Raw genomic sequence first — 26716 nt, 5'->3', positions numbered from 1 at the left:
TAACTGTCACAAAAAAGACTTTCGCTTTTTGTATCCCGATCACAATCCGCAAAAGCCTGATGAATGGGATTTTCTTCATGCTACAACACGGCTACACTCCCAGAGCAGCAGAGATGAACGATATACCGGTTCATCGGTCAAATTAGCACATCCAACATACAGGACAGTGGTTATGTTCAGGCAGTTGAGAAAAACACTGGTTGCGACACTGATTGCCGCGGTGACGGTCGGTCAGGTGTTGCCCGCTTTTGCTGACTCGTCCGATACATTGCCGGACATGGGCACCACAGCAGGAAGCACGCTCTCTATTGGGCAAGAGATGCAAATGGGGGATTACTATGTTCGCCAGCTGCGCGGCAGCGCCCCGCTGATTAACGACCCTTTGCTGGTACAGTACATTAACGGGCTGGGGATGCGTCTGGTTTCGCACGCCGACTCGGTAAAAACCCCCTTCCATTTCTATTTAATCAATAACGACGAAATCAACGCCTTCGCCTTCTTTGGCGGTAACGTGGTGCTGCATTCGGCGTTATTCCGTTACTCTGACAACGAAAGCCAGCTGGCCTCGGTAATGGCGCACGAAATTTCGCACGTCACCCAGCGTCACCTGGCGCGAGCGATGGAAGACCAGAAACGTAACGCCCCCCTCACCTGGGTGGGTGCACTGGGCTCTATTCTGCTGGCGATGGCCAGCCCGCAGGCCGGGATGGCAGCACTGACCGGTACGCTGGCGGGAACACGCCAGGGGATGATCAGCTTCACCCAACAAAACGAGCAGGAAGCGGACCGCATCGGGATTCAGGTGCTGCAGCGTTCGGGCTTTGACCCGCAGGCCATGCCGAGCTTCCTCGAAAAACTGCTCGATCAGGCGCGTTACTCTTCCCGTCCGCCGGAAATTCTGTTGACCCACCCGCTGCCGGAAAGCCGTCTGTCGGACGCGCGTAACCGTGCCAACCAGATGCGCCCGGTCGTGGTCCAGTCTTCACAGGATTTCTACATGGCGAAGGTGAGAACCCTGGGGATGTACAATTCCGGGCGTAACCAGCTCACCAGCGACCTGCTGGATACCCTGGCAAAAGGCAACGTGCGAGAAAAAAACGCCGCGCAGTATGGTCAGGCGCTCCAGGCGATGGAAGCCAGCAAATACGACGAGGCGCGTAAGGCGCTGCAGCCGCTTCTGGCAGCCGATCCGAACAACCCGTGGTACCTCGATCTGTCGACGGATATCGATCTGGGGCAGAAGAAGCCTGCCGATGCGATTAACCGCCTGAAAGGGGCGAAAGATGTCCGTACCAACCCGGTGCTGCAGCTTAACCTGGCGAACGCTTACTTGCAGGGCGGCCAGCCCGGCGAGGCGGCGACCATCCTCAACCGCTACACCTTTAATAATAAAGACGATCAAAACGGCTGGGATCTGCTCGCTCAGGCGGAAGCCCAGCTCGGCAACCGCGATCAGGAGCTGGCGGCGCGTGCCGAAGGTTTTGCCCTGGTGGGCCGCCTCGATCAGGCGATTTCCGCGCTCAGCAGCGCCAGCTCGCAGGTCAAACTCGGCAGCCTCCAGCAGGCTCGCTACGACGCGCGTATCGATCAGCTACGTGGCCTGCAGCAGCGCTTTAAGCCGTACGAGAAGATGTAATAAAGGAGAATTCACGTCATGACAGACGCCGTAAAAATCTATCATAACCCTCGCTGCTCCAAGAGCCGCGATACCCTGAGCCTGTTAAAGTCTAACGGCGTTGAGCCGGAGGTGGTGCTGTACCTTGACACCCCACCTGACGCGCAAACCCTCCGCCAGCTACTGCACATGCTGGGAATGGGCAGTGCAAGAGAACTGATGCGCCAGAAAGAAGATCTGTATAAGTCGCTTAACCTGGATGACAACCGTCTCACCGAGGCTGAGCTGGTCCAGGCGATGGTTGAAAATCCAAAGCTGATTGAGCGCCCGATTGTGGTGGCGAACGGCCAGGCGCGCATTGGACGCCCGCCGGAAGACGTGCTCGAGATCCTCTAGTCCTTATGCCGCAGCGCTTCCAGAAAGGCCTGCGGCGTACTCTCTCCCAACTTTTTCTGGGCTTTCTCCCGGTTGTAAAATTCGCACAGCTGGATCAGCAGCTCGCCTGCCGGTTCACTGTTCAGACGTGGAATGATGTCGCATAGCGGCAGAGCAACCTGAACGGCGGGGAATTGCTGTGGATGCACTGTCACGGCGGTATTGCGTTTCTCAAGCTTCACCTCGAAACCAAAAGTCTCAATAGATTGAATATCAGCCGGACAGGCTTCCAGCACGTCGTTCACCCAGTGGACCAGCAGCTGTGGAGAAATGCCCGCGTACAGCCGAACGGAGCACCAGCCGCTCACGGGTTCACGCGCCCAGAGCAGATGCTGTTCCCCGCCATCGTCCATATGCAGAGACAGAGGCTGATGATGTAACAGGAGTTTTTGCGGTACGATGCCTGCCTTCAGCGCCTTTTTCCCCTGCAACGTCGCGCCCTTCTGCTTTACCGAAGCCGGTTTAAGGTAGCGGTTCAGGGTCGCGCGGGATACGGCGATCCCGAGTCCGTTATTGACCATCTGCAGCAGTTCGTCCAGCGGGGCACCCGTGATATCCCGCAGGGCATTAACCAGCGCAACCTGCTCCTGTCTCAATGCTTTGTGTATCACTTTTGGCGTCGTGTGGTTATCCGAAACCTGGTCGCGGTTACGCCAGCGCCTGACTGTAGTGACCGAGATCCCCAGCTCAACGGCCAGCTCCCTGTCGCTTTTATCTGATTGCTGAAGATAGCGACGGATGCGCGGCGTCGTGGTGGCATTAGCATGCAGTTTAATTTCCATCGCAGGATCCTCAGAACCAATCTTGTGAGATTTATACTATATCAGCGATTGCTTTGTGACCGATTTCACCTTTCGCTCGCCACGCTTCACTGATAATCCTCAGACATAACACAAACAACACCCCTCAATCTTGTACGGAGTTCACAATGAACAATGTTCTGGGATTTCTTGAAGCAAAACTGATGCCGCTGGCGGCCAAAACGGCCCAGCAGCGGCATCTCGGGGCCATTCGCGGCGCCTACGTCTCCTTCATGCCGTTTATCATCGTCGGCTCTATTCTGCTGGTGATCTCGTCGTTCCCGAATCAAGCCTATCAACAGTTTATGTCTCAGGCCTTTGGTGAGAGCTGGAGCGCCATTATCGAAATCCCGTTCAACGCGGTGTTCTCCACTATGTCGCTGTTCATCAGCTTCCTGGTCGCCTTCCGCCTGGCGGAACACTATGGCGAGGATCGCATCTCCTGCGGCATCCTGGCGCTGGTCGCCTTTCTCATCCTGACGCCCTTTATCAAAGTGGCGGAGAACGGCGGTATCACCGTCATTCCGGTGGAGTGGATTGGCAGCAAAGGGCTGTTCGTGGCGATGATTGGTTCCCTGCTCTGGACGGAGCTGTTCTGCTGGCTCAAGCGCAAAAAACTGGTGATCAAAATGCCGGACGGCGTGCCTCCGGCGGTGCAGGAGTCGTTCGCCGCGCTGATCCCGGCCCTGCTGGTGATGATTCTGGTGCTGGGTATCCGTATCGTGTTTGAAAACACCCACTACAACACCATCCACCAGTTTATTTACGAAGTGGTTGCCACGCCGGTGCGCCACTACGGCACCTCTTACTTTGGCGCGCTGATGACGGTGTTCAGCATCACCATTCTGTGGTCAGTAGGCATTAACTCCGGCTCGATGATCAACGGCATCATTCGACCGCTGTGGATGGAGAACCAGACCGACAACATCGCCGCGATTCAGGCAGGCACGACGCCGCCGCACATTATCACCGAACAGTTTTTTGACATGATCTGGATGGGCGGCGCGGGGGCCACGCTGTCGCTGGTGATTGCAATGCTGATTTTCGCCCGCAGCAAAAACATGCGTGAAGTGGCGCGCCTCGGCGCCGGGGCATCGGTGTTTAACATCAACGAACCGATCCTGTTTGGCCTGCCGGTGATCATGAACCCGATCATGCTTATCCCGTTCAACCTGGTGCCGCTGGTGCTGGTCACCGTGCAGTATGCGGCGATGAAGATTGGCGCGGTTGCCGTCACCACCGGGGTGTTTATTCCCTGGACGCTGCCGCCGGTCATCAGCGGTTTTATCGTCACCGGTCACCTGAGCGGCAGCGTGATGCAGCTGATCAACCTGCTGATTGGCGCCATGCTGTATCTGCCATTTATGCGTATCGTGGACAAACAGTACCGCGCGGCGGAAATGGCCACCGTTACGCAAACCGACACCACCCTTGCAAAACAGGAGTAACGCATGTGGGGAATTATCGCGACCTGGCGAATGGCGCTTGAAGGCGTCACCGAGTCTGCATCTGCGCTGGCTGCGGGGAAACCGGTCTCGGCAGCGGTGGTGGATGCCGTCGCCGCCGTCGAAGACTTTCCGTTTTATAAATCCGTCGGCTACGGCGGGCTGCCCACCGAAAATGGTGAGGTGGAGCTGGACGCCGCCTACATGGACGGCGACACGCTGGCGTTTGGTGCCGTGGGCAACCTGGTGGATATCGCCAACCCGGTGAGCGTGGCGCATGCGTTAAGCCGCCAGCGCTACAACAGCCTGCTGGTCGGCCAGGGCGCGCGGGAATGGGCGCTGAGCCAGGGCTTTGCCGACAAAACCATGCTCACCGACCGCGCCATGCAGCACTACCGCAAACGCTGCCGCGAAACGCTGGATAAGGGCTTAAGCCCTTACGACGGACATGACACCGTCGGCATTATCGGCCTCGACAAGCAGGGCTCGATGAGCGTCGCTACCTCCACCAGCGGCCTGTTCATGAAAAAACGCGGTCGACTCGGGGATTCGCCCATTATTGGCTCCGGCTTTTACTGCGACAGCGAAACCGGCGCCGCAACCGCCACGGGCGTCGGTGAAGATCTGATGAAAGGCTGCACCAGTTACGAAATCGTTCGCCGCATGGCGCAGGGTATGACGCCGCAGCAGGCGGCGGATTCGGTGGTGTTCGAACTGGAGGACAAGCTGATGTCGCGCTTTGGCCGCGTGGGCGATCTCTCCGTGGTGTGCATGAATAACAGGGGCGAATTTGGTGCCGCTACCAACATCAAAACCTTTTCGTTCGTGGTGGCGACGGCTCGCCAGCCCCTCACCGTTTTTCGTACCGAACGCCTGCGGGAGAAAACGCATTATCACGCGGTAGACGATGAGTGGATGCAGGCCTATGCCGCGCGGATCCGCGCGCCGATTGAGGAGTCATGATGATTACGTATCAGTTTATCACCGCGCTTTCCGACGCGAAGCCGCAGAGCCATTTGATTGCCTCCGCCTCCTGTACGCTTTTGCCCGAAACGGCGCTTGTCGCGGAAATGCGCGAGTCTGCCAGCATCGCTGACACCCGCTTTGGTTGCGCCCCGTTTGCCCGGATCACCCTGCTGCCCGATGCGCTCTGGCAGGATAGCCTGACCGAAGGATTACTGACGGCGCTGCGCCCGCTGCTGGCCTCGCCCGTCAGTCCCGAACTGATACTGGACGTGACTGATATCGACGATGTGGTGCTGGCGCAGGTGCTGCGTTTTCTCTTTAATCAGGCGCACAGGCTTAGCGATTTGCAGTTGAAGGAAACCAGCGACAGCGTCCGTCTTGAGCGCATCGCCGCGCTCTGCTTACCCAAACAGCAGGAGCGACTGGCGGTTATTTTCCGCCAGCAGCAGGCCATCGCCCACGGCATGGTTGCGGCACGACGTCTGGCGGATACCCCGTCCGACCAATGCACGCCGCAGTTTGTGGTGGAAGAGGCGCAAAAACTGTGTGCCGCCTTCCCTGCCCTGCGGTGCGAAGTGCTGAATGAAAAGGCTATTGCCGAGCACGGTCTGGGGCTGCTGCACGCCGTCGGCAAAGGGGCGACCTGTCCGCCGCGCCTGATGGCGATTCATTATGACGGTGTCAACGACGGCCCGGTGCGCTGCTATGTGGGTAAAGGCATTACCTTTGATACCGGCGGCCTGTGGCTGAAGGAAGGCGCGGGCATGTACACCATGAAATACGACATGTGCGGTGCGGCTAACGTGCTGGGCCTGATGCTGACCGTCGCAGAGCTGGCGCTGCCCGTACGCATTATGGGCGTGCTGGCGCTGGCAGAAAACGCCATCGGCCCGGACGCCATGCAGCCCGGCACGGTAGCAACGGCCTGCAACGGGATCACCGTTGAAATCAACAACACCGATGCCGAAGGCCGACTGGTGCTGGCGGACGCCATCGCCTGGGCCAGCCAGCGGCATCCGCAGGCGCGCTATATCATTGATATGGCCACCTTAACCGGTGCGGTCGTGAAGGCGCTGGGGTATGAGCTGAGCGGGCTGATGACGCAGGATGAACCGCTGCGCGCGGCGCTGACGCTGGCGGGTAAGCAGAGCGGCGATGAAGTGTGGTCCCTGCCGTTGGATGCGCGGCTGAAAAAGCAGACCGACAGCGCGATTGCCGATCTGTGCAACACGCCGACCAACAATGCGGCGATCAGCGCCTCGGCTGCGTGGCTGCTCCATTACTTCTGCCCGCCGACAATTCCGTGGGCGCATCTGGACATCAGCGGTACGGCGCTGTGGCGTGAAAGTGGGCGAAGCGTGGCGTCGGGAAGACCGATTCCACTGCTGGTTGAGCATCTAATGGGGGATCTTTAGCCGGGTGGTGGCTGCGCCTTACCCGGCCTACAAAGTGCGGCAGGTTTTCGTAGGCCCGGTAAGGCGCAGCCGACACCGGGCAAAAAGCTCAAAGCTTGAGAATATCTTTCACAAACGGGATAGTCAGCTTGCGCTGGGCGGTAATGGAGGCGCGATCGAGCTGATCGAGCGTATCAAACAGCGTGCGCATTTCGCGATCCAGTCGTTTAAGCAGGAAACGGCCCACGTCTTCCGGCAGCTCAAACCCGCGCTGCTTCGCACGCAGCTGTAACGCCTGAAGCTTATCTTCATCCGACAGCGGCTGGAGCTTGTAGATTTGGCCCCAGTCCAGGCGAGACGCCAGATCCGGCAGTCCCAGATTCAGCTGGCGAGGCGGACGATCGCCGGTGATCAGCAGCCGGGTTTTCCCCGATTCCAGAATGCGGTTGTAGAGGTTAAAGATCGCCATTTCCCACGGCTCATCCCCCGCCACGCATTCGATATTATCAATGCACACCAGCGAAAGATGTTCCATTCCCTCAAGCACCTCAGGCACGAACCAGGTACGTTTATCCAGCGGCACGTAGCCTACCGCATCGCCGCGCGCCGAAAGCTCCGCGCAGGCGGCATGCAGCAGGTGGCTGCGCCCCGCGCCTTCGCGTGACCAGATATAGATGTATCCGCTGTGTTCCTGGCGCAGCACGTTTTGCAGTGCAGCCAGTAAAGAGGGGTTATCACCCGGCCAGAAACTCGCGAAAGTTTCGTCGTCAGGGAGATAGAGTGGCAGAGAGAGCTGTGCCGGTCCGTTCAGAAGTACCTCAACCAGATCTTACATAAAATCGGAACGGAGTTTAGCACGGAACCTGCAAGGAGAGAACCGGGCGGATCGTCCACCCGGTTATAGGATCAGTGTGACGCTTTTTCGTTTTCGTCAGCGTCCAGCACCACCTCTTCCGGACGGATCACGGAGATCAGCTTGAAAATCAGGCTCAGGCCCACGCCGACGATGGTCGCCAGCGCCATGCCTTTCAGCTCGGCCGCACCAATGTGCACCTTCGCGCCGCTCACGCCGATAATCAGGATCACCGAGGTCAGGATCAGGTTCTGCGCCTTGCTGTAATCCACTTTGGATTCAATCAGCACGCGAATACCGGAGGCACCGATCACGCCGTACAGCAGCAGAGAAACGCCGCCCATCACCGGAACCGGGATGATCTGAATCGCTGCCGCCAGCTTACCGACGCAGGAGAGCAGAATGGCGATGATCGCCGCGCCGCCGATAACCCAGGTGCTGTAGACGCGGGTAATCGCCATCACGCCGATGTTTTCACCGTAGGTGGTGTTTGGCGTAGAACCAAAGAAACCGGAGATGATGGTGGAAAAACCGTTCGCAAACATGGAGCGGTGCAGACCCGGGTCGCGGATTAAATCGCGCTTAACGATGTTCGCCGTTACCACCAGGTGGCCGACGTGCTCCGCAATCACCACCAGCGCCGCAGGCAGAATGGTGAAAATCGCAAACCATTCGAAGCGCGGCGTGTAGAAGGTTGGCAGCGCGAACCAGTGCGCCTCGGCAATCGGGGTGGTATCCACCACGCCCATCACGAAGGAGAGCGCGTAGCCCGCCAGCACGCCGATCAGGATCGGGATAATCGCCATGAAACCGCGGAACAGCACGGAACCAAACACCGTTACGCCCAGGGTCACCAGCGAGATGATAATGGTTTTGGAATCCGGTGACTGGCCGTCAGCAGGCAGCAGACCGGCCATATTCGCCGCCACGCCCGCCAGTTCGAGACCGATGACGGCCACGATGGCGCCCATCGCCGCTGGTGGGAACATCACGTCCAGCCAGCCGGTCCCGGCTTTCTTCACGATGAAGGAGACCAGGCAGAACAGCACGCCACACATGATAAAGCCGCCCAGCGCGACCTCATAACCCAGCGGCAGCAACAATAACACCGGAGAGATAAAGGCAAAGCTCGACCCAAGATACGCCGGGATTTTGCCTTTACAGATGAAGAGGTACAGCAGCGTACCGATGCCGTTGAACAGCAGCACGGTAGCCGGGTTAATGTGGAACAGGATTGGCACCAGCACGGTTGCGCCAAACATGGCGAACAGGTGCTGCAAACTAAGCGGGATAGTCTGTAAAAGCGGCGGTCTTTCACTCACCCCGATAGCACGGCGCGTCATAGTGTTTTCCTCTGAGTAGTATCGTTGTTGGTGTTTTATTCAAAAAAAAGCCGACTATCAAAGTCGGCTTATTTATCGTTATTCGATTATTTCGTACCAAAGATCTTATCGCCGGCATCGCCGAGCCCCGGGATGATGTACCCGTGCTCGTTCAGACCCTGGTCGATAGAGGCGGTATACAGCTCAACGTCCGGGTGCGCCTTTTCCAGCGCCGCGATCCCTTCCGGTGCCGCAACCAGCACCAGCACTTTAATGCTGCTGCAGCCCGCTTTTTTCAGCAGGTCGATAGTGGCAATCATTGAACCGCCGGTTGCCAGCATCGGGTCAACCACCAGCGCCATACGCTCGTCGATGTTGGACACCAGCTTCTGGAAATAAGGAACTGGCTCGAGGGTTTCTTCGTTACGGTAGATCCCCACCACGCTGATGCGCGCGCTTGGCACGTGCTCCAGCACGCCTTCCATCATGCCGAGACCGGCACGCAGGATTGGCACAACGGTAATTTTCTTACCTTTGATCTGCTCAACCTGCACCGGGCCGTTCCAGCCTTCGATGGTGACTTTTTCCGTTTCCAGATCGGAGGTCGCTTCGTAGGTCAGCAGGCTGCCGACTTCAGAGGCCAGTTCGCGAAAACGCTTCGTGCTGATGTCATGCTCACGCATCAGGCCCAACTTGTGTTTAACGAGTGGGTGTTTCACTTCCACAATCTTCATTCTCTTTCTCCTCTGAATGGCATCCGCAAAAAAATCGCGGGATTATACCGCTTTTTTCGGATTAGGCCATACCCATGTTGCTTGACAGGGATCAAGCAAAGACAAAAAAGCCGGAGGCTGAGTTCCGGCTTGGGTGCGGGTTCTGCCCGGTGGCGCTGCGCTTATGCGGGCCTACGTGTATTGTAGGTCGGGTAAGCGTTAGCGCCACCCGACAATTACAGGTTATCCCCGTTGCTCGCAATCACCTGCTTATACCAGTCGAACGACTTCTTCTTGCTGCGGTTCAGCGTGCCGTTGCCTTCATTATCTTTATCGACAAAGATAAAGCCGTAGCGTTTTTTCATTTCACCGGTACCGGCAGACACCAGGTCGATACAGCCCCACGGGGTATAGCCCATCAGGTCTACGCCATCTTCCACCACCGCTTTTTTCATCTCGCGAATGTGGGCAGCCAGGTAGTCAATGCGGTACTGGTCGTTCACCGTGCCGTCGCTCTCCTGCACGTCGATTGCGCCAAAGCCGTTCTCAACGATAAACAGCGGCAGCTGGTAGTGATCCCAGAACCAGTTGAGGGAGTAGCGCAGCCCCACCGGGTCAATCTGCCAGCCCCAGTCGGATTTCTGCACGTACGGGTTAGAGACCAGGCTCTTGCTCTCGTCGTAATCCAGCTGCGGGTTGTCCGTAGTCGCCTTGGTGGCGAAGGACATATAATAGCTAAACCCGATGTAGTCCACGCAGCCCTGCGTCAGCGCCGCTTTATCTTCTTCGGTAATATCCAGCGCGAAGCCGCGACGTTCGAAGTAGTTAAGCAGATGCTGCGGGTACTTGCCGCGCACGTGCACGTCGGTGAACCAGTAGCGGCGGTGCATGGCGTTCATCGCCATCATCATATCGTCCGGCGCGCAGGTCAGTGGATAGATAGGACACATGGCAATCATGCAGCCGATCTGCAGGGACGGGTTAATCTCGCGCCCCGCCTTCACCGCCAGCGCGCTGGCCACCAGCTCATAGTGCGCGGCCTGGAACATTACCGGCTCGCGATCTTCGCCCGGCGCGTACTTCAGCCCCGAGTTGGTGAATGGGGCAAAGTCTTCGTGGAAGTTGGCCTGGTTGTTGATCTCGTTAAAGGTCATCCAGTACTTCACCTTGTGCTGATAGCGCTGGAAAACCACTTTTGCAAAACGAACGAAGAAGTCGATCAGCTTACGGTTGCGCCAGCCGCCGTATTCCGTGACCAGATGGAACGGCATCTCGAAGTGAGACAGGGTGATAACCGGTTCGATGCCGTGCTTCAGGCACTCGTCGAACAGGTCGTCATAGAATTTCAGGCCTGCCTCGTTCGGCTCAAGCTCGTCGCCTTTCGGGAAGATCCGCGTCCAGGCAATAGAGGTGCGGAAGCATTTGAACCCCATCTCGGCAAAGAGTTTGATGTCTTCTTTATAGCGGTGATAGAAATCGATGGCTTCATGGTTAGGGTAGTTTTTCCCGTCCAGCACGCCGTTGGTGATTTCACGCGGCACGCCGTGCGCGCCTGCGGTCATCACATCGGCCACACTCACCCCCTTGCCGCCCTCTTTCCAGCCGCCTTCGAGCTGGTGCGCCGCAACCGCACCGCCCCACAGAAAATCTGCTTTAAATCCTGACATTCACTTTCCCTCATTCTGCGTTATTTTCTGCAAAAACAATTACAGAAACCGGTTTCAGTTGAATGATGTGCAAAGCCGTTTCGCGTTGCAAGGAGAATACCGAAACCGGTTTCATTTTCGTGAACAGACGCAAGTTTGGGCGCACTGGCAGGCTGCGCGTAAAAAAAGATCCCTACGTCCAGAATAGGCTCGCAAACGTTTGCCTGGACTGTTAGAATTGCGCCGATTTTTCTTACTAGCTATGCAATCGCGTGGGGATTTAAGCCGTGACCAACAAAACTTCTCTCAGCTACAAAGATGCCGGTGTTGATATTGACGCAGGTAATGCGCTGGTTGACCGAATCAAAGGTGTGGTGAAAAAAACCCGCCGCCCGGAAGTGATGGGTGGTCTGGGTGGATTCGGCGCACTGTGCGCGCTGCCGCAAAAATATCGTGAACCTGTTCTGGTCTCGGGAACTGACGGTGTAGGCACTAAACTGCGCCTGGCGATGGATTTAAAGCGTCACGACACGATCGGTATCGATCTGGTCGCGATGTGCGTGAATGACCTGGTGGTTCAGGGCGCAGAGCCGCTGTTCTTCCTCGATTACTACGCGACCGGCAAACTGGACGTAGATACCGCGGCAAGCGTGATCAACGGTATCGCCGAAGGGTGCCTGCAGTCTGGCTGTGCGCTGGTTGGCGGTGAAACCGCGGAAATGCCGGGCATGTATCACGGCGAAGATTATGACGTCGCGGGCTTCTGCGTCGGTGTAGTAGAAAAATCAGAAATTATCGACGGCAGCAAAGTGGCCGATGGCGATGTGCTGATCGCGCTGGCCTCCAGCGGCCCGCACTCCAATGGCTACTCCCTGGTGCGTAAAATCATCGAAGTGAGCGGCTGTGACCCGCTGACGACCGAGCTTGACGGTAAACCGCTGGCTGACCATCTGCTGGCCCCGACCCGCATCTACGTGAAAAACGTGCTTGAGCTTATCGAGAACGTCGACGTTCACGCTATCGCTCACCTGACCGGCGGCGGCTTCTGGGAAAACATCCCGCGCGTCCTGCCGGACAACACCCAGGCGGTGATCGACGAATCCTCATGGCAGTGGCCAGCCGTGTTTAACTGGCTGCAGACCGCAGGCAACGTGAGCTCCCACGAAATGTACCGCACCTTTAACTGCGGCGTGGGCATGGTTATCGCCCTGCCGGCAAGCGAAGCGGATAAAGCGGTCAAGCTGCTGACTGAAAAAGGTGAAAACGCGTGGAAAATCGGTACGATTAAAGCCTCCGATTCCGAACAGCGTGTGGTCATTGAATGAAAAACATCGTGGTGCTCATTTCCGGCAACGGAAGCAATTTGCAGGCGATAATTGACGCCTGCAAACAGAAGAAAATCAATGGCACCATTCGGGCAGTTTTCAGCAACAAGGCCGACGCGTTCGGCCTTGAGCGCGCGCGGGAAGCGAACATCCCTGCGCACGCGCTGGAAGCCAGCCAGTTCGCCGGGCGTGAAGCCTTTGACCGCGAGCTGGTGCATGAGATTGATGCCTACGCACCGGACGTGGTCGTACTGGCGGGCTATATGCGTATTCTGAGCCCGGCTTTTGTAGAACACTTCGCCGGACGTCTGCTGAATATCCACCCTTCCCTGCTGCCGAAATATCCCGGCCTGCACACCCATCGTCAGGTTCTGGAAAACGGCGATGAGGAGCACGGCACCTCCGTGCATTTCGTTACCGACGAGCTGGACGGCGGTCCGGTGATCCTGCAGGCAAAAGTCCCGGTCTTTGACGGCGATAGCGAAGAAGACGTGACCGAACGCGTGCAGACCCAGGAGCATGCCATCTACCCGCTGGTGGTAAGCTGGTTTGTCGACGGGCGTCTCGAAATGCGCGACGGCGCAGCCTGGCTGGATGGCGTGAAGTTACCCCCGCAAGGTCATGCGGCGGAAGAGTAGTTTGTTATGTCGGGTAGCGCAGCTGCGCTTACCCGACCTGTTCATTGCATTACCCGATATCCCCTTCTCCAACCCTCTAAAATCCCCAACAAAAAAAATAACTGTCATACTTTTCTGGCACTGTTGGACATATCGTGGAAATGCTCGCCATAATAAGGACGAGACGGATTTACCACGTCCTGTGATTGAACTGGAGTGTGAGCTGTAATGGGTCAGGAAAAGTTATATATCGAGAAAGAGCTAAGCTGGTTAGCATTTAACGAACGTGTACTCCAGGAAGCGGCAGACAAAAGTAACCCGCTGATCGAGCGCATGCGTTTTTTGGGCATCTATTCCAACAACCTGGATGAGTTCTACAAGGTTCGCTTTGCCGAGCTGAAAAGACGCATCATCATCAGCGAAGAACAGGGCCTAAACTCGCACTCGCGGCACCTGCTGGGCAAAATCCAGTCCCGCGTGTTGAAAGCCGATCAGGAATTTGACGGCCTGTATAACGAACTGCTGCTGGAGATGGCGCGTAATCAAATCTTCCTGATTAACGAACGTCAGCTTTCCGTTAACCAACAAAACTGGCTGCGCCACTATTTTAAACAGTACCTGCGCCAGCACATTACCCCGATTCTCATCAACCGCGAAACCGATCTGGTGCAGTTCCTGAAAGATGACTACACCTATCTGGCCGTGGAAATTATTCGCGGTGAATCCATCCGCTACGCGCTGCTGGAGATCCCGTCCGACAAGGTGCCGCGCTTTGTGAACCTGCCGCCGGAAACCCCGCGCAGACGCAAGCCGATGATCCTGCTCGATAACATCCTGCGCTACTGTCTGGACGATATCTTCAAAGGCTTCTTCGATTACGATGCGTTAAACGCCTACTCGATGAAGATGACCCGTGACGCCGAATATGACCTGGTGCACGAGATGGAAGCCAGCCTGATGGAGCTGATGTCGTCCAGCCTGAAACAGCGCCTGACGGCCGAGCCGGTGCGCTTTGTTTATCAGCGCGATATGCCGGACGCCATGGTGGAAATGCTGCGCGAGAAACTGACCATTTCGCGCTATGACTCCATCGTACCGGGTGGTCGTTACCACAACTTTAAAGATTTTATTGGCTTCCCGAACGTCGGCAAAGCCAATCTTGTGAACAAGCCGCTGCCGCGCCTGCGCCATCTGTGGTTCGATAAATTCCGCAACGGATTCGACGCCATCCGCGAACGCGATGTCCTGCTCTACTATCCGTACCACACCTTCGAGCACGTGCTTGAGCTGCTGCGTCAGGCCTCGTTCGACCCGAGCGTGCTGGCGATCAAAATCAACATCTACCGCGTGGCAAAAGATTCCCGCATCATCGATGCGATGATCCACGCGGCGCACAACGCCAAAAAAGTGACCGTGGTGGTAGAGCTGCAGGCGCGCTTCGACGAAGAGGCGAACATTCACTGGGCGCGTCGTCTGACGGAAGCCGGTGTACACGTCATCTTCTCCGCGCCGGGGCTGAAAATTCACGCCAAGCTGTTCCTGATCTCCCGTAAAGAGGGCGACGAGGTGGTGCGCTACGCCCACATCGGTACCGGGAACTTTAACGAGAAAACGGCGAGAATCTATACCGACTACTCGCTGCTGACCGCCGATGCCCGCATCACTAACGAAGTGCGCCGGGTCTTTAACTTTATTGAGAACCCGTACCGTCCGGTGAACTTTGACTATCTGCTGGTCTCGCCGCAGAACTCGCGCCGTCTGCTGTACGATATGATCGATAAAGAGATCGCCAATGCCCAGAAAGGGCTGTCGTCCGGCATCACGCTGAAGCTTAACAACCTGGTTGATAAAGGGCTGGTGGACAGGCTGTACGCGGCGTCCAGCTCCGGCGTGCCGGTTAATCTGCTGATCCGCGGCATGTGCTCGCTGATCCCGGAACTGGAAGGCATCAGCGACAATATTCGCGTGATCAGCATTGTTGACCGCTACCTGGAACACGATCGCGTCTATATTTTCGATAATGCGGGTGATAAACAGGTCTATCTCTCTTCGGCAGACTGGATGACGCGCAATATTGACTACCGAATTGAAGTCGCGGCACCGCTGCTGGATCCGCGCCTGAAGCAGCAGATCCTCGACATCATCGAGATTCTGTTCAGCGATACCGTGAAAGCACGCTATATCGACAAAGAACTCAGTAACCGCTATGTACCGCGCGGCAACCGCCGCAAAGTGCGGTCGCAACTGGCGATTTACGACTATATCAAATCACTCGAGCAACCCGATTAACCTATGCCGATAAATGATAAGACCCCACGCCCGCAGGAATTCGCCGCGGTCGATCTTGGCTCTAACAGTTTCCACATGGTCATCGCCCGTGAGGTGGATGGCGCGCTCCAGATCATCGGTCGTCTGAAGCAGCGCGTGCACCTGGCGGATGGCCTTGATGAACGCAGCATGCTCAGCGAAGAGGCAATGGAGCGTGGGTTAAACTGCCTGTCGCTGTTTGCTGAACGCCTGCAGGGCTTCTCGCCCTCCAGCGTGTGCATTGTGGGCACCCACACACTGCGCCAGGCGCTGAACGCGCCGGAGTTCCTCAAGCGAGCTGAAAAAGTGATCCCCTACCCGATTGAGATCATCTCCGGCAACGAGGAAGCGCGTCTGATTTTCATGGGCGTTGAGCACACCCAGCCGGAAAAAGGGCGCAAGCTGGTTATCGATATCGGCGGCGGCTCAACGGAGCTGGTGATCGGAGAAGACTTTGAGCCTCGCCTGGTGGAAAGCCGCCGTATGGGCTGCGTCAGCTTCGCGCAGATGTATTTCCCGGGCGGCACCATCACCCGCGAGAACTTCCAGCGTGCGCGTATGGCGGCCGTCCAGAAGCTGGAAAACCTGGCCTGGCAGTACCGAATTCAGGGCTGGAACGTGGCGCTGGGCGCGTCAGGCACCATTAAAGCGGCGCATGAAGTGCTGCTGGCGATGGGTGAAAAAGACGGGTTTATCACGCCTGAACGCCTGACATTGCTGACCGAAGAAGTGCTGAAGCATAAAAGTTTTGACGCCTTAAGCCTGCCGGGTCTTTCAGATGAGCGTAAGGCGGTCTTCGTGCCGGGGCTGGCTATTCTCTGCGGCGTGTTTGATGCCCTCGCCATTAAAGAGCTGCGCCTTTCCGACGGCGCGCTGCGTGAAGGCGTGCTGTACGAAATGGAAGGCCGCTTCCGCCATCAGGATATTCGCAGCCGCACCGCGCAAAGCCTGGCCAACCAGTACAACATCGACCGCGAGCAGGCGAAGCGCGTGCTGGACACCACGGTGCAGATGTACGAACAGTGGGAAGAACAGAATCCGAAGCTCGCACACCCGCAGCTTGCCGCGCTGTTAAAATGGGCCGCGATGCTGCACGAGGTGGGGCTGAACATCAACCACAGCGGAATGCATCGCCATTCGGCCTACATTCTGCAAAACAGCGATCTGCCTGGCTTCAACCAGGAGCAGCAAACCATGATGGCGACCCTGGTGCGTTATCACCGAAAAGCCATCAAGCTCGACGATCTGCCGCGCTTCACGCTGTTCAAGAAGAAGCAGTTCCTGCCGCTTATTCAGTTGCTGCGCCTGGGCGTGCTGCTCAATAACCAGCGCCAGGCCACCACCACGCCGCCCACGCTGAAGCTTAAAACTGACGATCATCACTGGACGCTGAGCTTCCCGCACGACTGGTTCAGCCAGAACGCGCTGGTCCTGCTGGACCTGGAAAAAGAGCAGCAATACTGGGAAGCGGTCACCGGCTGGCTGCTCAAAATTGAAGAAGAGAGCGCCGACGTCGCCGCGTAACGGCTCAGGCGTCCGCGCAGGACGTCTCAGCTTCCAGCAGTGACTCAAGCGGTGCCGGCCTGCCAATCAGATAGCCCTGCACATAATCGATACCTAGCGCGTGAACCGCGCTACGTATCTCTTCCGTCTCGACATACTCAGCCACCACCAGCATCTTCTTCATGCGCGCCAGATGGCAGATAGACGCCACGATCTGATAATCCAGGCTGTTATTGACGATATTGCGGATAAAGCTGCCGTCGATCTTGAGAATATCGGCATCCACGCTTTTCAGCCGCGCATAGCTCGCATACCCGGTACCAAAATCATCAATCGCAATGCGCACCCCCATTTTCTGCAGCTGCTGGAGAATATGTAGCGCTTGCTCCCCGCTGCCGAAGGTACTGCACTCCGTCACCTCAAAAATCAGCTGCCACGGCTCAATGGCGTATTTTGCCAGCAGGCGACTTACCTCAAGCGGGAACTGCACCCGACACACGGTCGACGGGGCCAGATTAATGGCAAAGCGCTGACCGGGAAGTGTTTCACGATGCGCTGCAAGGAAGCGCAGGGTATGCTCCAGCACCCACAAATCCACCCGCGAGGAGAGACCAAACTCCTGCGCGACGGGCAGGAATTGGTCGGGGGAGATCAATAGCCCGTTGATATCCGGCATCCGCAGCAGAACTTCGTGATAGCGATCGCCACGCAGGCCGCGAACGGGTTGAACCAGCAGGGCGAATTCGTCGTTATCGAGTGCCTTTTGCAGGCGGCTCATCATCGCGACTTTATCCTTCAGGCTGCGCTGCAAATGGATGGCCCCACGCTGCTGAAGATTTTCCGGATGGTTGGAGGAGAGCGACAGATCGGCAACCACGCCCAGTTCGCCCAGCACCAGATAAAGATGGTTAACCGGGGAGCGGACATAGCAATAGCTCACGCCCACCTGCGGCTGCAGCGGCATCCCGTCCCAGACAAAGCGAAACTGTTTGATATGCTCGTCCAGGGCTTCAATCCGCTGCTGGTGTGATTCCGCATTGAGTCGTACCGCCATATCGTACCCGGTCAGGTGATACACCTGCTCATTGGGCTGGAGCGGGCCATTCACCCACTGCGCCAGCTGCTGTTTGTACTGAATGCGCAGCAACACGCCGTAATTTCGTCCCAGAATTTCCAGCTCCGGAATGCGCAGCAGGCAGAGAGCCGACCACGGGTTTTTCGCCAGTTCGCGCGACAGCGCCCGCAGGTTAGGCATATGGACGACCGGGTCAAGTAGCGCCAGCCTGCGGGAGCGTTTGTTCACCGCGCGCTGCCGGGTCGCCAGCATCGACATATAAATCACCACAAACGAGAAGACCAGGTAACTGGAAGAGGTGATCGCCAGCTGAATGTCATACCCCTGGTTCACCGGGATATAGTGGTAAAAATAGTGAATAGACACCAGCAGCACCGGTATCCAGATCAGCGACACCAGCTTATAGCCAAAACGCATCGCGCCCCAGAGCATCACCGGCATCAGCAGCGACAGGGTGTAGTTGGTGGTAAAAATGGAGCTGTTTTCATTCATCGGGAGCAGTAGCAGCGAAAGCAGCCCGCCAAGCGCGATTGCCCACACCATAAACTCAACGATCGTCACCTTTTTGTCTATCTGGGAACGGACCTGCGAGATAAGGCTTTTAAGATAGCGCGGATGACGAATCAGGCGGATCAGCAGATAGCTCAGCGGCACGCCCGTCAGTCCGCTGACCAGCAGCGCCTGGTAGTTGATGAGCGTGCGAATATTAAGAGGGTTTAATCCCGCCAGGCTCTGGCGGCTCTCATACACGCCTAAATACACCGCAAACTGAAACAGCAACAGAAACAGCGTCGCGGGGCAGAAGGCCTGCCAGAAGATGCGCTGCGCCATCAGCCGGATGTCGCCGTACGCGGTCATATTCCGTCTGGGCGCAAACACCCGGTAGCCGCCCCAGCTGAGCACTAAAGGGACGATAAAATGGAGCACGCCGGCGATGGTTTCAAACATCCCGACCGAGGGGTAATAGCGGATAAACAGTGACAATACGATCCCGGGCAGCGCTTCCAGGCCAAAGAACATCATCAGCGAAAGCAAAAATGAGAGGGGTAAATAATAGAGTGCCACAATGCCGTCGCCCAGCTGCGTGAGCGTATTCGCAATGCTCAGCACGGGAAGTAAAACCACCGGTAAAATAAGCGGCAATGCCCACCAGCGGTTTTCATTTTTTTTCAGGAAAGCGAGAATGTTCATAGATGCCCGGTTAAACCCCTATCGCTCCAGAGGGAAATAAAGACAGGCATCCGACCTGACGTACGTCCCGCCCGGCAGCGTGCCGGGCGAACAGTGTGGAGGAAGGATTTTAAATATCAGGGCCAGGAATCCGTTGACATAAATCAAACTACTTTACGCAAATAACGTTTTGCGACATTTTTCTACAATTATTTTCTTCATATTATCAATATGGTAAATGTATTAATTAATCTCAATAACATTAATTAATGTAAACATTGACGGTTATTTACACATCACAGAATTGACCCCATCTTCCCGCTGTGCCTTAATATCCTTATCGCCCAAAAGGGCTTACCCAGGAAAAACAGAGTGAGTCAGGTCACGCGTATGCGCAAACGACATCGATTTAACACCCGAATGACCCGCATCATACTGCTCATCAGCTTCCTGTTTTTCTTTGGCCGCTTCGTTTACTCTTCGATTGGCGCCTGGTACCACCATCAGGATAAAACCCAGTCGCAGCAATCCAGCCTGACCGTCGACACAGCTGACCGCTAAACCGCCAAAGGATGTTGCACGAGCCGAATAAGGGCCGCGATCCCTTTGCTGAGGATTTTATCCTGCCGCATGACCACCGCCAGCTGCCGCTGCAGCATGGGCATCAGCGACATCACGCATAGCCCTTCACGATCGACATCCTGTTCGACCGCCATTCGCGGCACAATACTGTAGCCCAGCCCCGCGCGAACCATGCGTTTGATCGACTCGATGCTGCCAAGCTGCATCACCGGCGCGATCGCCAATCCACTGGCTGCAAACCAGCCATCGATCAGCGCCCGGGTCCCGCTGCCTGATTCAAAGGCAATCAGCGGATGAGCGTGCAGCGCCTCCGGCGTGAAATCCCGGAAAACATCCTGCTGCTCCCGCGAGGCGATAAACACAAACTCTTCGTCCATCACCGGCATGACGTCCAGCGCTCTGCCGCTCACCGGCAGCGTGACCAGACCCACATCGAGACGGTTCTCTTCGATGGCCCTGACGATGTCGAGGGTGTTGCCCGTTGTCACCCCCACGCTCAGGAGCGGATAGTCGCGGCGCAGCTGCTCCAGCAGGGGCGGGAGAAGATGGATGCAGGCCGTTGCCCCCGTGCCAAGCGTAATGGTGCCGCTCACGTCGTGACTGAACGCACTCACGGACCGGATGGCGTCATCCACCGCCTGCTGAATACGCTCCCCATGCGTCAGCAAAGCCTGCCCGGCGGCCGTCGCCTTAATCCCACGCCCGGTACGCTCTACCAGCCGCGTTTGCAGAAACTGCTCCAGCTGGCGTATTTGCAGGCTGACGGCGGGCTGTGAAATGCCCAGCACGTCCGCTGCCGCTGAAAAGCTGCCGCGCTGGATCACCAGACGGAAGGTGGCGAGATAGCCCAGATTAAGCGTCGTCATTCAAAGTTTCTCTTATACCGCGCATAAGGTTACGGCCCTGCCAGCACAATACCGCGCCCGTTATGCTCAGGACAACTGCATAGCGGAATGAAAAATAATGGAAACACCTGCCCTGCCACGCCGCCTCGCCCTCATGGCGGGATGTAATCAACTCATCAACTGGGGGATCTCGTTTTATATGCCCGGCACCTTTGCGCTGGCCATTGCAGCCGACCGGGGATGGTCGTCACCGCAGATTTACCTCGGCCTGACGCTGGCGATGCTGGTGATGGCGGCGGTTTCCCCCTTTGTGGCCCGCCTGCTGGCACGCTTTGGCGGTCAGACGGTGGTGATGAGCGGCACGCTGCTGATCGCCGCAAGCTGCGCAGGGATAGCGTATACCCAAACGCTATTTGGCTGGTACTGCGCCTGGCTGGTCACCGGCGTAGGAATGCGCCTGTCGCTGTACGATGCGCTATTCGCCGCGCTGGTGAATCTTTACGGACAGCAGGCGCGAAGAACGATCTCACGCGTCACGCTGGCGGGTGGGCTGGCTTCCGCCGTCTTCTGGCCGCTGGGCGATGCTCTGCTTCAGGTGATGAGCTGGCAGGAGGCGCTGCGCGTCTATGCTCTCTTCGGCCTGCTGAGCGCGGCGCTGATAAGAACGCTCCCCCGTCAGCGGCTGACGGTAACGACAAAGGTCGCCGCGCCGCCTCTGCACAACGAGCGGCGCAACGGCTGGCTTTATGCCGCCTTCATTGCCTTCATCACCTTTGTCTCTAACGGCACCTCCACCCATCTGCCGGAGTTGATTGCCCACTTCGGCCTGCCGGCCGCCATCGGCATGCTGTGGGGGATCGGCCAGACGGGCGCTCGCTCTATGGAGGTGCTGGCAGGCGCACACTTAACGCCGTTCAGGCTGACCCTTTTCACCGCGCTCGCCATGCCGCTCTGCTTTCTGGTTGGGCTAAGCAGTTCCCAGTTTGTCTGGTGCGCGGCCGGTTTTGTGCTGGGCTATGGCGCCATCAACGGGCTGGTCACCATCGTGAAAGCCACGCTGCCGCTGGAACTGTTTAGCGCGGAAAGCTATGCCCGTCGCACCGGCATGCTGCTTATCCCCGGCCAGCTGATGGCGGCAGCCTCGCCGTTTGCCTATGCGTGGCTGAATAAAACGCTGGGGATCGCGGGTGCAATGTGGGTTTCAACGGGGCTGACGCTGGTGATTGCCGGGCTGGCGGTAGCCATTGTGCGCCGTCCCGGAAGGCAAAGTGTATCGCACTGTATCCCGCGGGCCACGGTGACAAACGGGTACAAAACGCCCCCTCCGGCAAATATCTCCGATACATAAAAATGGTTTTCTTTCCCTGTCGCCATTGAGAACCGATGAGGAGAGAGAGCAATGATTCGTCGCTATGTACTTTTCCCCCTGCTTGTCCTGACATCTGTAGCACGTGTCCAGGCCACACCGCTGGACAATCTGAGCGCCGCGGACGTTAACGGCCCCGCCGCCGTTGCCCCGCTGGCGCAGCCGCAACCGCCTGCAAAACTGATCGTCGATCCGCCGCTTGCCGGGCCGCTGAGCAAAGGCGCGGTGTTTATCCAGTACCGTGCCGAAAACCTGCGCATCGAGCCGGTATTCGGCCCCGAAGCGCTCAAGGTTACCCCGCGCATCGGTCACATTCACGTAGTGGTGGATGACGCGCCGTGGCACTGGGCTGACGCCAGCGGAGAGCCGGTGATCCTGGTGGGGCTGCCCGCCGGTAAACACAAGGTGACTATTATTCTGGCCGACCCGACGCATAGGCCGCTCGACCACAAAACCCTTGAATTCACCGTACCGCCCCACGCGGCGGTCCACCATTTTTAAGGAATCTGATAATGAAAGCACTGTCTGTACTGACGGCAGGCCTGCTGGCGCTTTCCGCCAGCGCCTTTGCACAGAGCAAAACCAGCGTCGTGCTGGTACACGGCGCATTTGCCGACGGCAGCAGCTGGAATAAGGTCATTACCCTGTTGCAGAAACAGCACGCAGAGGTCATTGCCGTCCAGCTACCGCTCACGTCGCTAAAAGATGACGTTGCCGCCACGCGACGAGCCATCGAGCGCGCCCAGGGCGATGTCGTACTGGTGGGTCACTCCTGGGGCGGCACCGTGATTAGCGAAGCAGGCAACGATGCGCGAGTAAAATCACTGGTGTATGTGGCGGCGTTCGCGCCGGATTCCGGTCAGTCGACGGCGGATCTGGCAGAAAGATTCCCTGCGCCGCCGGGCAGCGCGGGCATTGCCAAAACGGCGGACGGCTATTTATATCTGCCAACGGACGCCGTCAGGAAGGATTTCGCGCCGGATGTGACGCCAGACATTCAAAACACGATTACAGCGACGCAGGGGCCGATTAAGGCCGAGGCGTTTGGTGAAAAGGTCGCCCACGCGGCGTGGCATGATAAACCGAGCTGGTTTGTGGTCAGCAAGAATGACCGAATGATCAACCCCGATCTTGAGCGTGCGATGGCAAAGACGATCCATGCGAAAACCGCAGAGGTGGCCGCGAGCCACGTGTCGATGTTGAGCCAGCCGCACATCGTTGCCCGCACGATTGAGCAGGCGATCAGGAGCAATTAACAACAGCGGCGGCCTTATTCAACTTTCTGCACTTCCGTATCCCCAGGCAGCAGCGCAGTGCCGTCCTGCGCTGCTGGCGCCATAAAGGGAACCGGCTTGTCCGTTCGCCTGTCGACCAACAGCGAGTGGCGCTCGCCCTGCGCAAACAGATGCTGTTCTCCCCACTGACGCAGCGCCACGACCACGGGGAAAAGGCTCTCACCTTTGTCGGTCAGGACATATTCCTGATACGCCGTACCGTCTGATGCCCCCTGTAACGTCAGGATGTCCGCATCTACAAGCTTGCGAAGCCGGTCAGAAAGGATGTTGCGCGCCACCCCGAGGCTACGCTGAAAATCCCCGAAGCGCGTCATGCCGTCAAACGCATTGCGCACAATAAGAAGCGACCAGCGATCCCCGATCAGATCAACGCTGCGGGCAACGGGACAATATTCCTCTTTTACCGTATTTCGGGACATTACCTGTTTTCCTCGCAAAGGCCACCCCACAACCAGTTGCATTTTAAAACTACATAGCCTAGCATTCAACCAGTTTCATTTTAAAACCAGGTTATCACTGACGAGGATTTTGAATATGTCACTGACGTCAGCCCTTCCTTCAGCCGACATGCAGCGCAGCATGGTCTGGCTGTTCGCCACCGCCAGCGGCTTAAGCGTGGCAAATGTCTATTACGCCCAGCCTTTGCTTGACGCGCTGGCGAACGATTTCGGCATCAGCCATGCGGCCGTGGGTGGCGTGGTGACCGCGACACAAATTGGCTGCGCGCTGGCTCTTTTGCTTGTGGTTCCTCTGGGTGACAAAGTGGATCGTCGAGGGCTGATGGCAATACAGCTGATTGCTCTGGTGGTTGCGCTGATTTCCGTCAGCCTGGCACAGTCCCCCTCGGCGCTGCTTTTCAGTATGCTTGCGACCGGTATGCTGGGTACGGCCATGACACAGGGGCTGATTGCCTACGCCGCCAGCGCCGCGTCGCCGCATGAACAAGGCCGCGTTGTCGGCGCAGCGCAGGGCGGCGTGTTCATGGGTCTGCTGCTCGCGCGCGTCTTTGCTGGCGGCATCAGCGATATCGCGGGCTGGCGCGGGGTTTATCTGTGTGCCGCCGCGCTGATGCTCATCATTGCGTTACCGCTGTGGTGGAGGCTCCCCACTCTGCCAGCCGTCACTGCCACGATGAGCTACCCGCGGCTGATTGGCTCAATGCTTACACTGTTGCGGCAGGAAAAAGTGCTGCAGATACGCGGCGTGCTGGCGCTGCTGATGTTTGCATCGTTCAACATTTTCTGGAGCGCGCTGGTGCTGCCGCTGAGCGCCCCGCCCTTTAGCTTCTCGCATACCGCGATTGGCGCGTTTGGACTGGCAGGCGCGGTGGGGGCGCTGGCGGCTGGCCGGGCAGGACGCTGGGCCGATCGGGGATATGCCCAACGCACCAGCGCCGCGGCGCTGGTGATGCTGCTGTTGGCATGGTGGCCGTTGTCGCTGATGGACCGTTCACTCGGAATCATGCTTATCGGCATCATACTGCTCGATTTGGGGGGACAGGCACTGCACGTCACCAACCAGAGCATGATCTTTCGCACCCGTCCCGAGGCGCACAGCAGGCTGGTCGGGCTTTACATGCTGTTTTATGCCGCCGGCAGCGGGCTCGGCGCACTCGGCACGACGATGACGTATGCCTTTGCCGGCTGGCCGGGCGTCTGCCTGCTTGGCGCCTCGGTCAGCCTGCTGGCGCTGGTGTTCTGGTGGCTAACCCGCGTTAGCTACCACCATCCGCGGGATAATCCCGATTAATCCACGCGTGGTCCTCCTCCCAGGTGAACATCCATTTGCGCACCGGCCCCGCCATCACATTGAGGTAATAGCTGTCATACCCGGCCATCGTCGCCACCGGGTGGTAGCCCTTCGGCACCATGACCACGTCACGGTTATAGACCGCCATACACTCATCCAGCGCTCTGTCGTCGGTGTAGACGCGCTGCATGCAGAACCCCTGCTCCGGATTGAGGCGATGGTAGTAGGTCTCCTCCAGATACGTCTCCTGGGGCGCGTTATCCGTGTCGTGCTTGTGGCTCGGGTACGAGCTGGTGCAGCCCTCGTTGGTCCAGACCTCCACCACCAGCAGGCTGTCGGCGGGCTTGTCTTCCGGGAGAATGTTGTGCACGTAGCGCTGGTTGTGGCCCTTGCCGCGCGCCTCAGCGTCGATATCCTGCGGCGCAATCAGCCGGGTCGGACAGGTGCCCTTGCCCGGCGCAGCGCAGACCGCCAGCTCCAGCGTCGTCAGCGCCTTCACCTGCACCGTCTCCTGCGGAGTGACGTACACCGCCCACGGCTTGATGCGCTCAAACGGGCTCATCCGCTCGCCGATGTCGTTAAACTGCGCGGAAGGCGTGCTGATGGAGGCGCGTCCTGCCACCAGCACCAGGCAGCGCTCTTCGCGGACGGCGGGCAGCGTCAGCGTCTGCCCCTCCTGTAGCTCATACGCCTCAAAGCCGACGTACCCCCACCCTGCGCTTTCCGGCGTGACGGACTGGGTGCGCCCCTCCGCGTTCGGCTGTTGCCAGCGTGATAACAGACGTGACATGTCACCTCCTCAAATCAGTCCGGCGTCGCGCGCCAGACGGCTCAGATTGTTATACCCCAGACGGGCGTAGGTCAGCGGATGGGCAATGGCCGGATCCTGCTCGGCCTCGACCACCAGCCAGCCGTGATAGTCCTGCGCCTTCAGCAGCCGCATAATCGGCGGATAATCGACGCAGCCGTCGCCCGGCACGGTAAAGACGCCGCTCAGCACCGCGTCGAGGAAGCTGGTTTTACGGTTTTTCACGTCCGCCAGCACGTCGGCGCGCACGTCTTTACAGTGAACGTGGTTGATGCGCGACGCCCAGCGCTGCGCCACCGCCAGCGGATCGGCCCCGGCAAAGGTCAGATGGCCGGTATCAAGCAGTAGCCCCACCGCGTCGCCGGTGTGGGTCATCAGGTTGTCCACGTCGTCGGCGGACTCAATCACCGTGCCCATATGGTGATGGTAGGCAATCTGGACTCCCTGCTGCTGGGTGTAGCGGGCAAATTCGGTGAGCTTCTCGCCGTACTCTTTCCAGCGCGCCTGCGGGAAGCGCGGGCGCAGGTGCACCGGTGTCTGCTGCTCGCCGTGAATGCAGCCGCTCACTTCCGCAAAGACCAGCACCTTCGCCCCCAGCTCGCGCAGCAGCGTCAGGTGGGACTGCACGGCGGCAATCTCCTCCTCCACGCTGCGCTCCAGCAGGCGGCCGGAGTACCAGCCGGAGACCAGCTGCAGGTCGTGGCGCTGCAGGATGGGGCCAAGCAGGCGCGCTTCGCGCGGGAACTTATTGCCCAGCTCGAAACCGGCGAAACCGGCCTCTTTCCCTTCGCTCAGACAGGTCTCCAGCGACGTTTCCGCGCCGAGAGAAGGCAGATCGTCGTTCGTCCACGTCAGCGGGTTAATGCCCAGTTGTACACTCATTGT

General features: G+C 58.0%; 24 protein-coding genes. 14 read left to right on the top strand and 10 right to left on the bottom strand.

Annotated features, from left to right (window positions below; translation table 11 throughout):
- Window positions 1-172: 172 nt before the first annotated feature.
- Together bepA and arsC are read left to right on the top strand one after the other, a co-directional pair.
- Entirely contained in the window at window positions 173-1636 is a 1464-nt protein-coding gene (gene bepA, locus ACDO57_RS00580) for a beta-barrel assembly-enhancing protease (RefSeq protein WP_048991275.1), read from the top strand.
- Between the two features lie 18 nt (window positions 1637-1654).
- On the top strand, window positions 1655-2011 hold the full coding sequence (gene arsC / locus ACDO57_RS00575) for an arsenate reductase (glutaredoxin) (RefSeq protein WP_024907564.1): 357 nt from the start codon (window positions 1655-1657) through the stop codon (window positions 2009-2011).
- Here arsC and ACDO57_RS00570 read toward each other — a convergent pair.
- On the bottom strand, window positions 2008-2832 hold the full coding sequence (locus ACDO57_RS00570) for an XRE family transcriptional regulator (RefSeq protein ID WP_370883403.1): 825 nt from the start codon (window positions 2830-2832) through the stop codon (window positions 2008-2010). The two genes, arsC and ACDO57_RS00570, sit on opposite strands and share 4 nt — an antisense overlap.
- Window positions 2833-2978: 146 nt before the next feature.
- Here ACDO57_RS00570 and celB point away from each other — a divergent pair, with 146 nt between their 5' ends.
- From celB to ACDO57_RS00555, 3 genes are read left to right on the top strand one after another with little or no spacing between them, the layout of a single operon-like run.
- Window positions 2979-4298: a PTS cellobiose transporter subunit IIC gene (gene celB, locus ACDO57_RS00565; RefSeq protein WP_024907562.1), complete on the top strand. Its 1320-nt coding sequence runs from the start codon at window positions 2979-2981 to the stop codon at window positions 4296-4298.
- 3 nt (window positions 4299-4301) lie between these two features.
- Window positions 4302-5258 carry a N(4)-(beta-N-acetylglucosaminyl)-L-asparaginase gene (locus tag ACDO57_RS00560; RefSeq protein ID WP_370883402.1) on the top strand — a complete coding sequence of 319 codons (957 nt, stop codon included), beginning with the start codon at window positions 4302-4304 and terminating at the stop codon, window positions 5256-5258.
- On the top strand, window positions 5258-6676 hold the full coding sequence (locus ACDO57_RS00555) for a M17 family metallopeptidase (RefSeq protein WP_370884104.1): 1419 nt from the start codon (window positions 5258-5260) through the stop codon (window positions 6674-6676). The genes ACDO57_RS00560 and ACDO57_RS00555 overlap by 1 nt, the downstream gene beginning before the upstream one ends.
- Before the next feature lie 88 nt (window positions 6677-6764).
- On the opposite strand, the gene ACDO57_RS00550 is transcribed toward ACDO57_RS00555, so the two are convergent.
- The 4 genes from ACDO57_RS00550 to ACDO57_RS00535 all read right to left on the bottom strand — a co-directional run bounded on the left by ACDO57_RS00550 (window position 6765) and on the right by ACDO57_RS00535 (window position 11210).
- The gene (locus tag ACDO57_RS00550; RefSeq protein WP_166792068.1) at window positions 6765-7466 is read right to left on the bottom strand and encodes a DnaA inactivator Hda; all 702 of its coding nucleotides are present in this window, start codon (window positions 7464-7466) and stop codon (window positions 6765-6767) included.
- A 95-nt stretch (window positions 7467-7561) separates the two neighbouring features.
- Window positions 7562-8851 carry a uracil permease gene (gene uraA, locus ACDO57_RS00545; protein WP_032675304.1) on the bottom strand — a complete coding sequence of 430 codons (1290 nt, stop codon included), beginning with the start codon at window positions 8849-8851 and terminating at the stop codon, window positions 7562-7564.
- Window positions 8852-8937: 86 nt separating this feature from the next.
- Window positions 8938-9564 (bottom strand): uracil phosphoribosyltransferase, encoded by a 627-nt coding sequence (upp, locus tag ACDO57_RS00540; RefSeq protein WP_008501641.1) that lies wholly within the window; start codon window positions 9562-9564, stop codon window positions 8938-8940.
- Between the two features lie 215 nt (window positions 9565-9779).
- On the bottom strand, window positions 9780-11210 hold the full coding sequence (locus ACDO57_RS00535; protein WP_370883401.1) for a 6-phospho-beta-glucosidase: 1431 nt from the start codon (window positions 11208-11210) through the stop codon (window positions 9780-9782).
- Window positions 11211-11476: 266 nt separating this feature from the next.
- On the opposite strand from ACDO57_RS00535, the gene purM reads away from it, so the two are divergent.
- From purM to ppx, 4 genes are all read left to right on the top strand, one after another.
- A complete protein-coding gene (gene purM / locus ACDO57_RS00530; protein WP_024907556.1) occupies window positions 11477-12514 on the top strand; it encodes a phosphoribosylformylglycinamidine cyclo-ligase in 1038 nt (345 codons plus the stop codon).
- Window positions 12511-13152 (top strand): phosphoribosylglycinamide formyltransferase, encoded by a 642-nt coding sequence (gene purN, locus ACDO57_RS00525; protein ID WP_032646794.1) that lies wholly within the window; start codon window positions 12511-12513, stop codon window positions 13150-13152. Before purM ends, purN begins: the two co-directional genes overlap by 4 nt.
- Before the next feature lie 207 nt (window positions 13153-13359).
- On the top strand, window positions 13360-15420 hold the full coding sequence (ppk1, locus tag ACDO57_RS00520; protein WP_024907554.1) for a polyphosphate kinase 1: 2061 nt from the start codon (window positions 13360-13362) through the stop codon (window positions 15418-15420).
- Window positions 15421-15423: 3 nt separating this feature from the next.
- Window positions 15424-16962 carry an exopolyphosphatase gene (gene ppx, locus ACDO57_RS00515; protein WP_024907553.1) on the top strand — a complete coding sequence of 513 codons (1539 nt, stop codon included), beginning with the start codon at window positions 15424-15426 and terminating at the stop codon, window positions 16960-16962.
- 4 nt (window positions 16963-16966) lie between these two features.
- Here ppx and ACDO57_RS00510 read toward each other — a convergent pair whose 3' ends face one another.
- Window positions 16967-19207 (bottom strand): EAL domain-containing protein, encoded by a 2241-nt coding sequence (locus ACDO57_RS00510; protein WP_370883400.1) that lies wholly within the window; start codon window positions 19205-19207, stop codon window positions 16967-16969.
- Between the two features lie 351 nt (window positions 19208-19558).
- Between ACDO57_RS00510 and ACDO57_RS00505 the strand changes: the two genes are divergently transcribed.
- Window positions 19559-19747 carry a YfgG family protein gene (locus ACDO57_RS00505; protein WP_021241815.1) on the top strand — a complete coding sequence of 63 codons (189 nt, stop codon included), beginning with the start codon at window positions 19559-19561 and terminating at the stop codon, window positions 19745-19747.
- On the opposite strand, the gene ACDO57_RS00500 is transcribed toward ACDO57_RS00505, so the two are convergent.
- On the bottom strand, window positions 19744-20634 hold the full coding sequence (locus ACDO57_RS00500) for a LysR family transcriptional regulator (protein WP_370883399.1): 891 nt from the start codon (window positions 20632-20634) through the stop codon (window positions 19744-19746). The two genes, ACDO57_RS00505 and ACDO57_RS00500, sit on opposite strands and share 4 nt — an antisense overlap.
- 97 nt (window positions 20635-20731) lie before the next feature.
- Between ACDO57_RS00500 and ACDO57_RS00495 the strand changes: the two genes are divergently transcribed.
- Genes ACDO57_RS00495 through ACDO57_RS00485 form a run of 3 tightly spaced genes read left to right on the top strand, consistent with a single transcriptional unit; the run spans window position 20732 to window position 23235 of the window.
- On the top strand, window positions 20732-21961 hold the full coding sequence (locus tag ACDO57_RS00495) for an MFS transporter (RefSeq protein ID WP_370883398.1): 1230 nt from the start codon (window positions 20732-20734) through the stop codon (window positions 21959-21961).
- Window positions 21962-22012: 51 nt separating this feature from the next.
- A complete protein-coding gene (locus ACDO57_RS00490; protein ID WP_370883397.1) occupies window positions 22013-22480 on the top strand; it encodes a DUF6130 family protein in 468 nt (155 codons plus the stop codon).
- 11 nt (window positions 22481-22491) lie between these two features.
- Window positions 22492-23235, top strand: a complete 744-nt coding sequence (locus tag ACDO57_RS00485) for an alpha/beta fold hydrolase (RefSeq protein WP_370883396.1) — start codon at window positions 22492-22494, stop codon at window positions 23233-23235.
- Window positions 23236-23249: 14 nt separating this feature from the next.
- Here the strand turns inward: ACDO57_RS00485 and ACDO57_RS00480 are convergent, their stop codons facing one another.
- Complete coding sequence (locus tag ACDO57_RS00480) at window positions 23250-23693, bottom strand: winged helix-turn-helix transcriptional regulator (protein ID WP_370883395.1); 444 nt, start codon at window positions 23691-23693, stop codon at window positions 23250-23252.
- Between the two features lie 115 nt (window positions 23694-23808).
- On the opposite strand from ACDO57_RS00480, the gene ACDO57_RS00475 reads away from it, so the two are divergent.
- Window positions 23809-25023: an MFS transporter gene (locus ACDO57_RS00475; protein WP_370883394.1), complete on the top strand. Its 1215-nt coding sequence runs from the start codon at window positions 23809-23811 to the stop codon at window positions 25021-25023.
- Here the strand turns inward: ACDO57_RS00475 and iolB are convergent.
- Together iolB and iolE are read right to left on the bottom strand one after the other, a co-directional pair.
- The gene (gene iolB / locus ACDO57_RS00470; protein WP_370883393.1) at window positions 24989-25813 is read right to left on the bottom strand and encodes a 5-deoxy-glucuronate isomerase; all 825 of its coding nucleotides are present in this window, start codon (window positions 25811-25813) and stop codon (window positions 24989-24991) included. The genes ACDO57_RS00475 and iolB overlap by 35 nt on opposite strands.
- A 9-nt stretch (window positions 25814-25822) precedes the next feature.
- On the bottom strand, window positions 25823-26713 hold the full coding sequence (gene iolE, locus ACDO57_RS00465) for a myo-inosose-2 dehydratase (RefSeq protein WP_248165360.1): 891 nt from the start codon (window positions 26711-26713) through the stop codon (window positions 25823-25825).
- Window positions 26714-26716: the final 3 nt, after the last annotated feature.

The sequence above is a fragment of the Enterobacter cloacae complex sp. 2015409 genome (assembly GCF_041365315.1).
Classification (GTDB): domain Bacteria; phylum Pseudomonadota; class Gammaproteobacteria; order Enterobacterales; family Enterobacteriaceae; genus Enterobacter; species Enterobacter pseudoroggenkampii.
The sequence above is the reverse complement of the archived record's forward strand: the minus strand, read 5'-3'. Positions and strand labels throughout refer to the sequence as shown.

Bases quoted from the DNA above. Each gene is read 5' to 3' on its own strand.
- bepA (WP_048991275.1), top strand. From the start codon at position 173: ATGTTCAGGCAGTTGAGAAAAACACTGGTTGCGACACTGATTGCCGCG.
- arsC (WP_024907564.1), top strand. From the start codon at position 1,655: ATGACAGACGCCGTAAAAATCTATCATAACCCTCGCTGCTCCAAGAGC.
- ACDO57_RS00570 (WP_370883403.1), bottom strand. From the start codon at position 2,832: ATGGAAATTAAACTGCATGCTAATGCCACCACGACGCCGCGCATCCGT.
- celB (WP_024907562.1), top strand. From the start codon at position 2,979: ATGAACAATGTTCTGGGATTTCTTGAAGCAAAACTGATGCCGCTGGCG.
- ACDO57_RS00560 (WP_370883402.1), top strand. From the start codon at position 4,302: ATGTGGGGAATTATCGCGACCTGGCGAATGGCGCTTGAAGGCGTCACC.
- ACDO57_RS00555 (WP_370884104.1), top strand. From the start codon at position 5,258: ATGATTACGTATCAGTTTATCACCGCGCTTTCCGACGCGAAGCCGCAG.
- uraA (WP_032675304.1), bottom strand. From the start codon at position 8,851: ATGACGCGCCGTGCTATCGGGGTGAGTGAAAGACCGCCGCTTTTACAG.
- upp (WP_008501641.1), bottom strand. From the start codon at position 9,564: ATGAAGATTGTGGAAGTGAAACACCCACTCGTTAAACACAAGTTGGGC.
- ACDO57_RS00535 (WP_370883401.1), bottom strand. From the start codon at position 11,210: ATGTCAGGATTTAAAGCAGATTTTCTGTGGGGCGGTGCGGTTGCGGCG.
- purN (WP_032646794.1), top strand. From the start codon at position 12,511: ATGAAAAACATCGTGGTGCTCATTTCCGGCAACGGAAGCAATTTGCAG.
- ppk1 (WP_024907554.1), top strand. From the start codon at position 13,360: ATGGGTCAGGAAAAGTTATATATCGAGAAAGAGCTAAGCTGGTTAGCA.
- ppx (WP_024907553.1), top strand. From the start codon at position 15,424: ATGCCGATAAATGATAAGACCCCACGCCCGCAGGAATTCGCCGCGGTC.
- ACDO57_RS00510 (WP_370883400.1), bottom strand. From the start codon at position 19,207: ATGAACATTCTCGCTTTCCTGAAAAAAAATGAAAACCGCTGGTGGGCA.
- ACDO57_RS00500 (WP_370883399.1), bottom strand. From the start codon at position 20,634: ATGACGACGCTTAATCTGGGCTATCTCGCCACCTTCCGTCTGGTGATC.
- ACDO57_RS00495 (WP_370883398.1), top strand. From the start codon at position 20,732: ATGGAAACACCTGCCCTGCCACGCCGCCTCGCCCTCATGGCGGGATGT.
- ACDO57_RS00490 (WP_370883397.1), top strand. From the start codon at position 22,013: ATGATTCGTCGCTATGTACTTTTCCCCCTGCTTGTCCTGACATCTGTA.
- ACDO57_RS00485 (WP_370883396.1), top strand. From the start codon at position 22,492: ATGAAAGCACTGTCTGTACTGACGGCAGGCCTGCTGGCGCTTTCCGCC.
- ACDO57_RS00480 (WP_370883395.1), bottom strand. From the start codon at position 23,693: ATGTCCCGAAATACGGTAAAAGAGGAATATTGTCCCGTTGCCCGCAGC.
- ACDO57_RS00475 (WP_370883394.1), top strand. From the start codon at position 23,809: ATGTCACTGACGTCAGCCCTTCCTTCAGCCGACATGCAGCGCAGCATG.
- iolB (WP_370883393.1), bottom strand. From the start codon at position 25,813: ATGTCACGTCTGTTATCACGCTGGCAACAGCCGAACGCGGAGGGGCGC.
- iolE (WP_248165360.1), bottom strand. From the start codon at position 26,713: ATGAGTGTACAACTGGGCATTAACCCGCTGACGTGGACGAACGACGAT.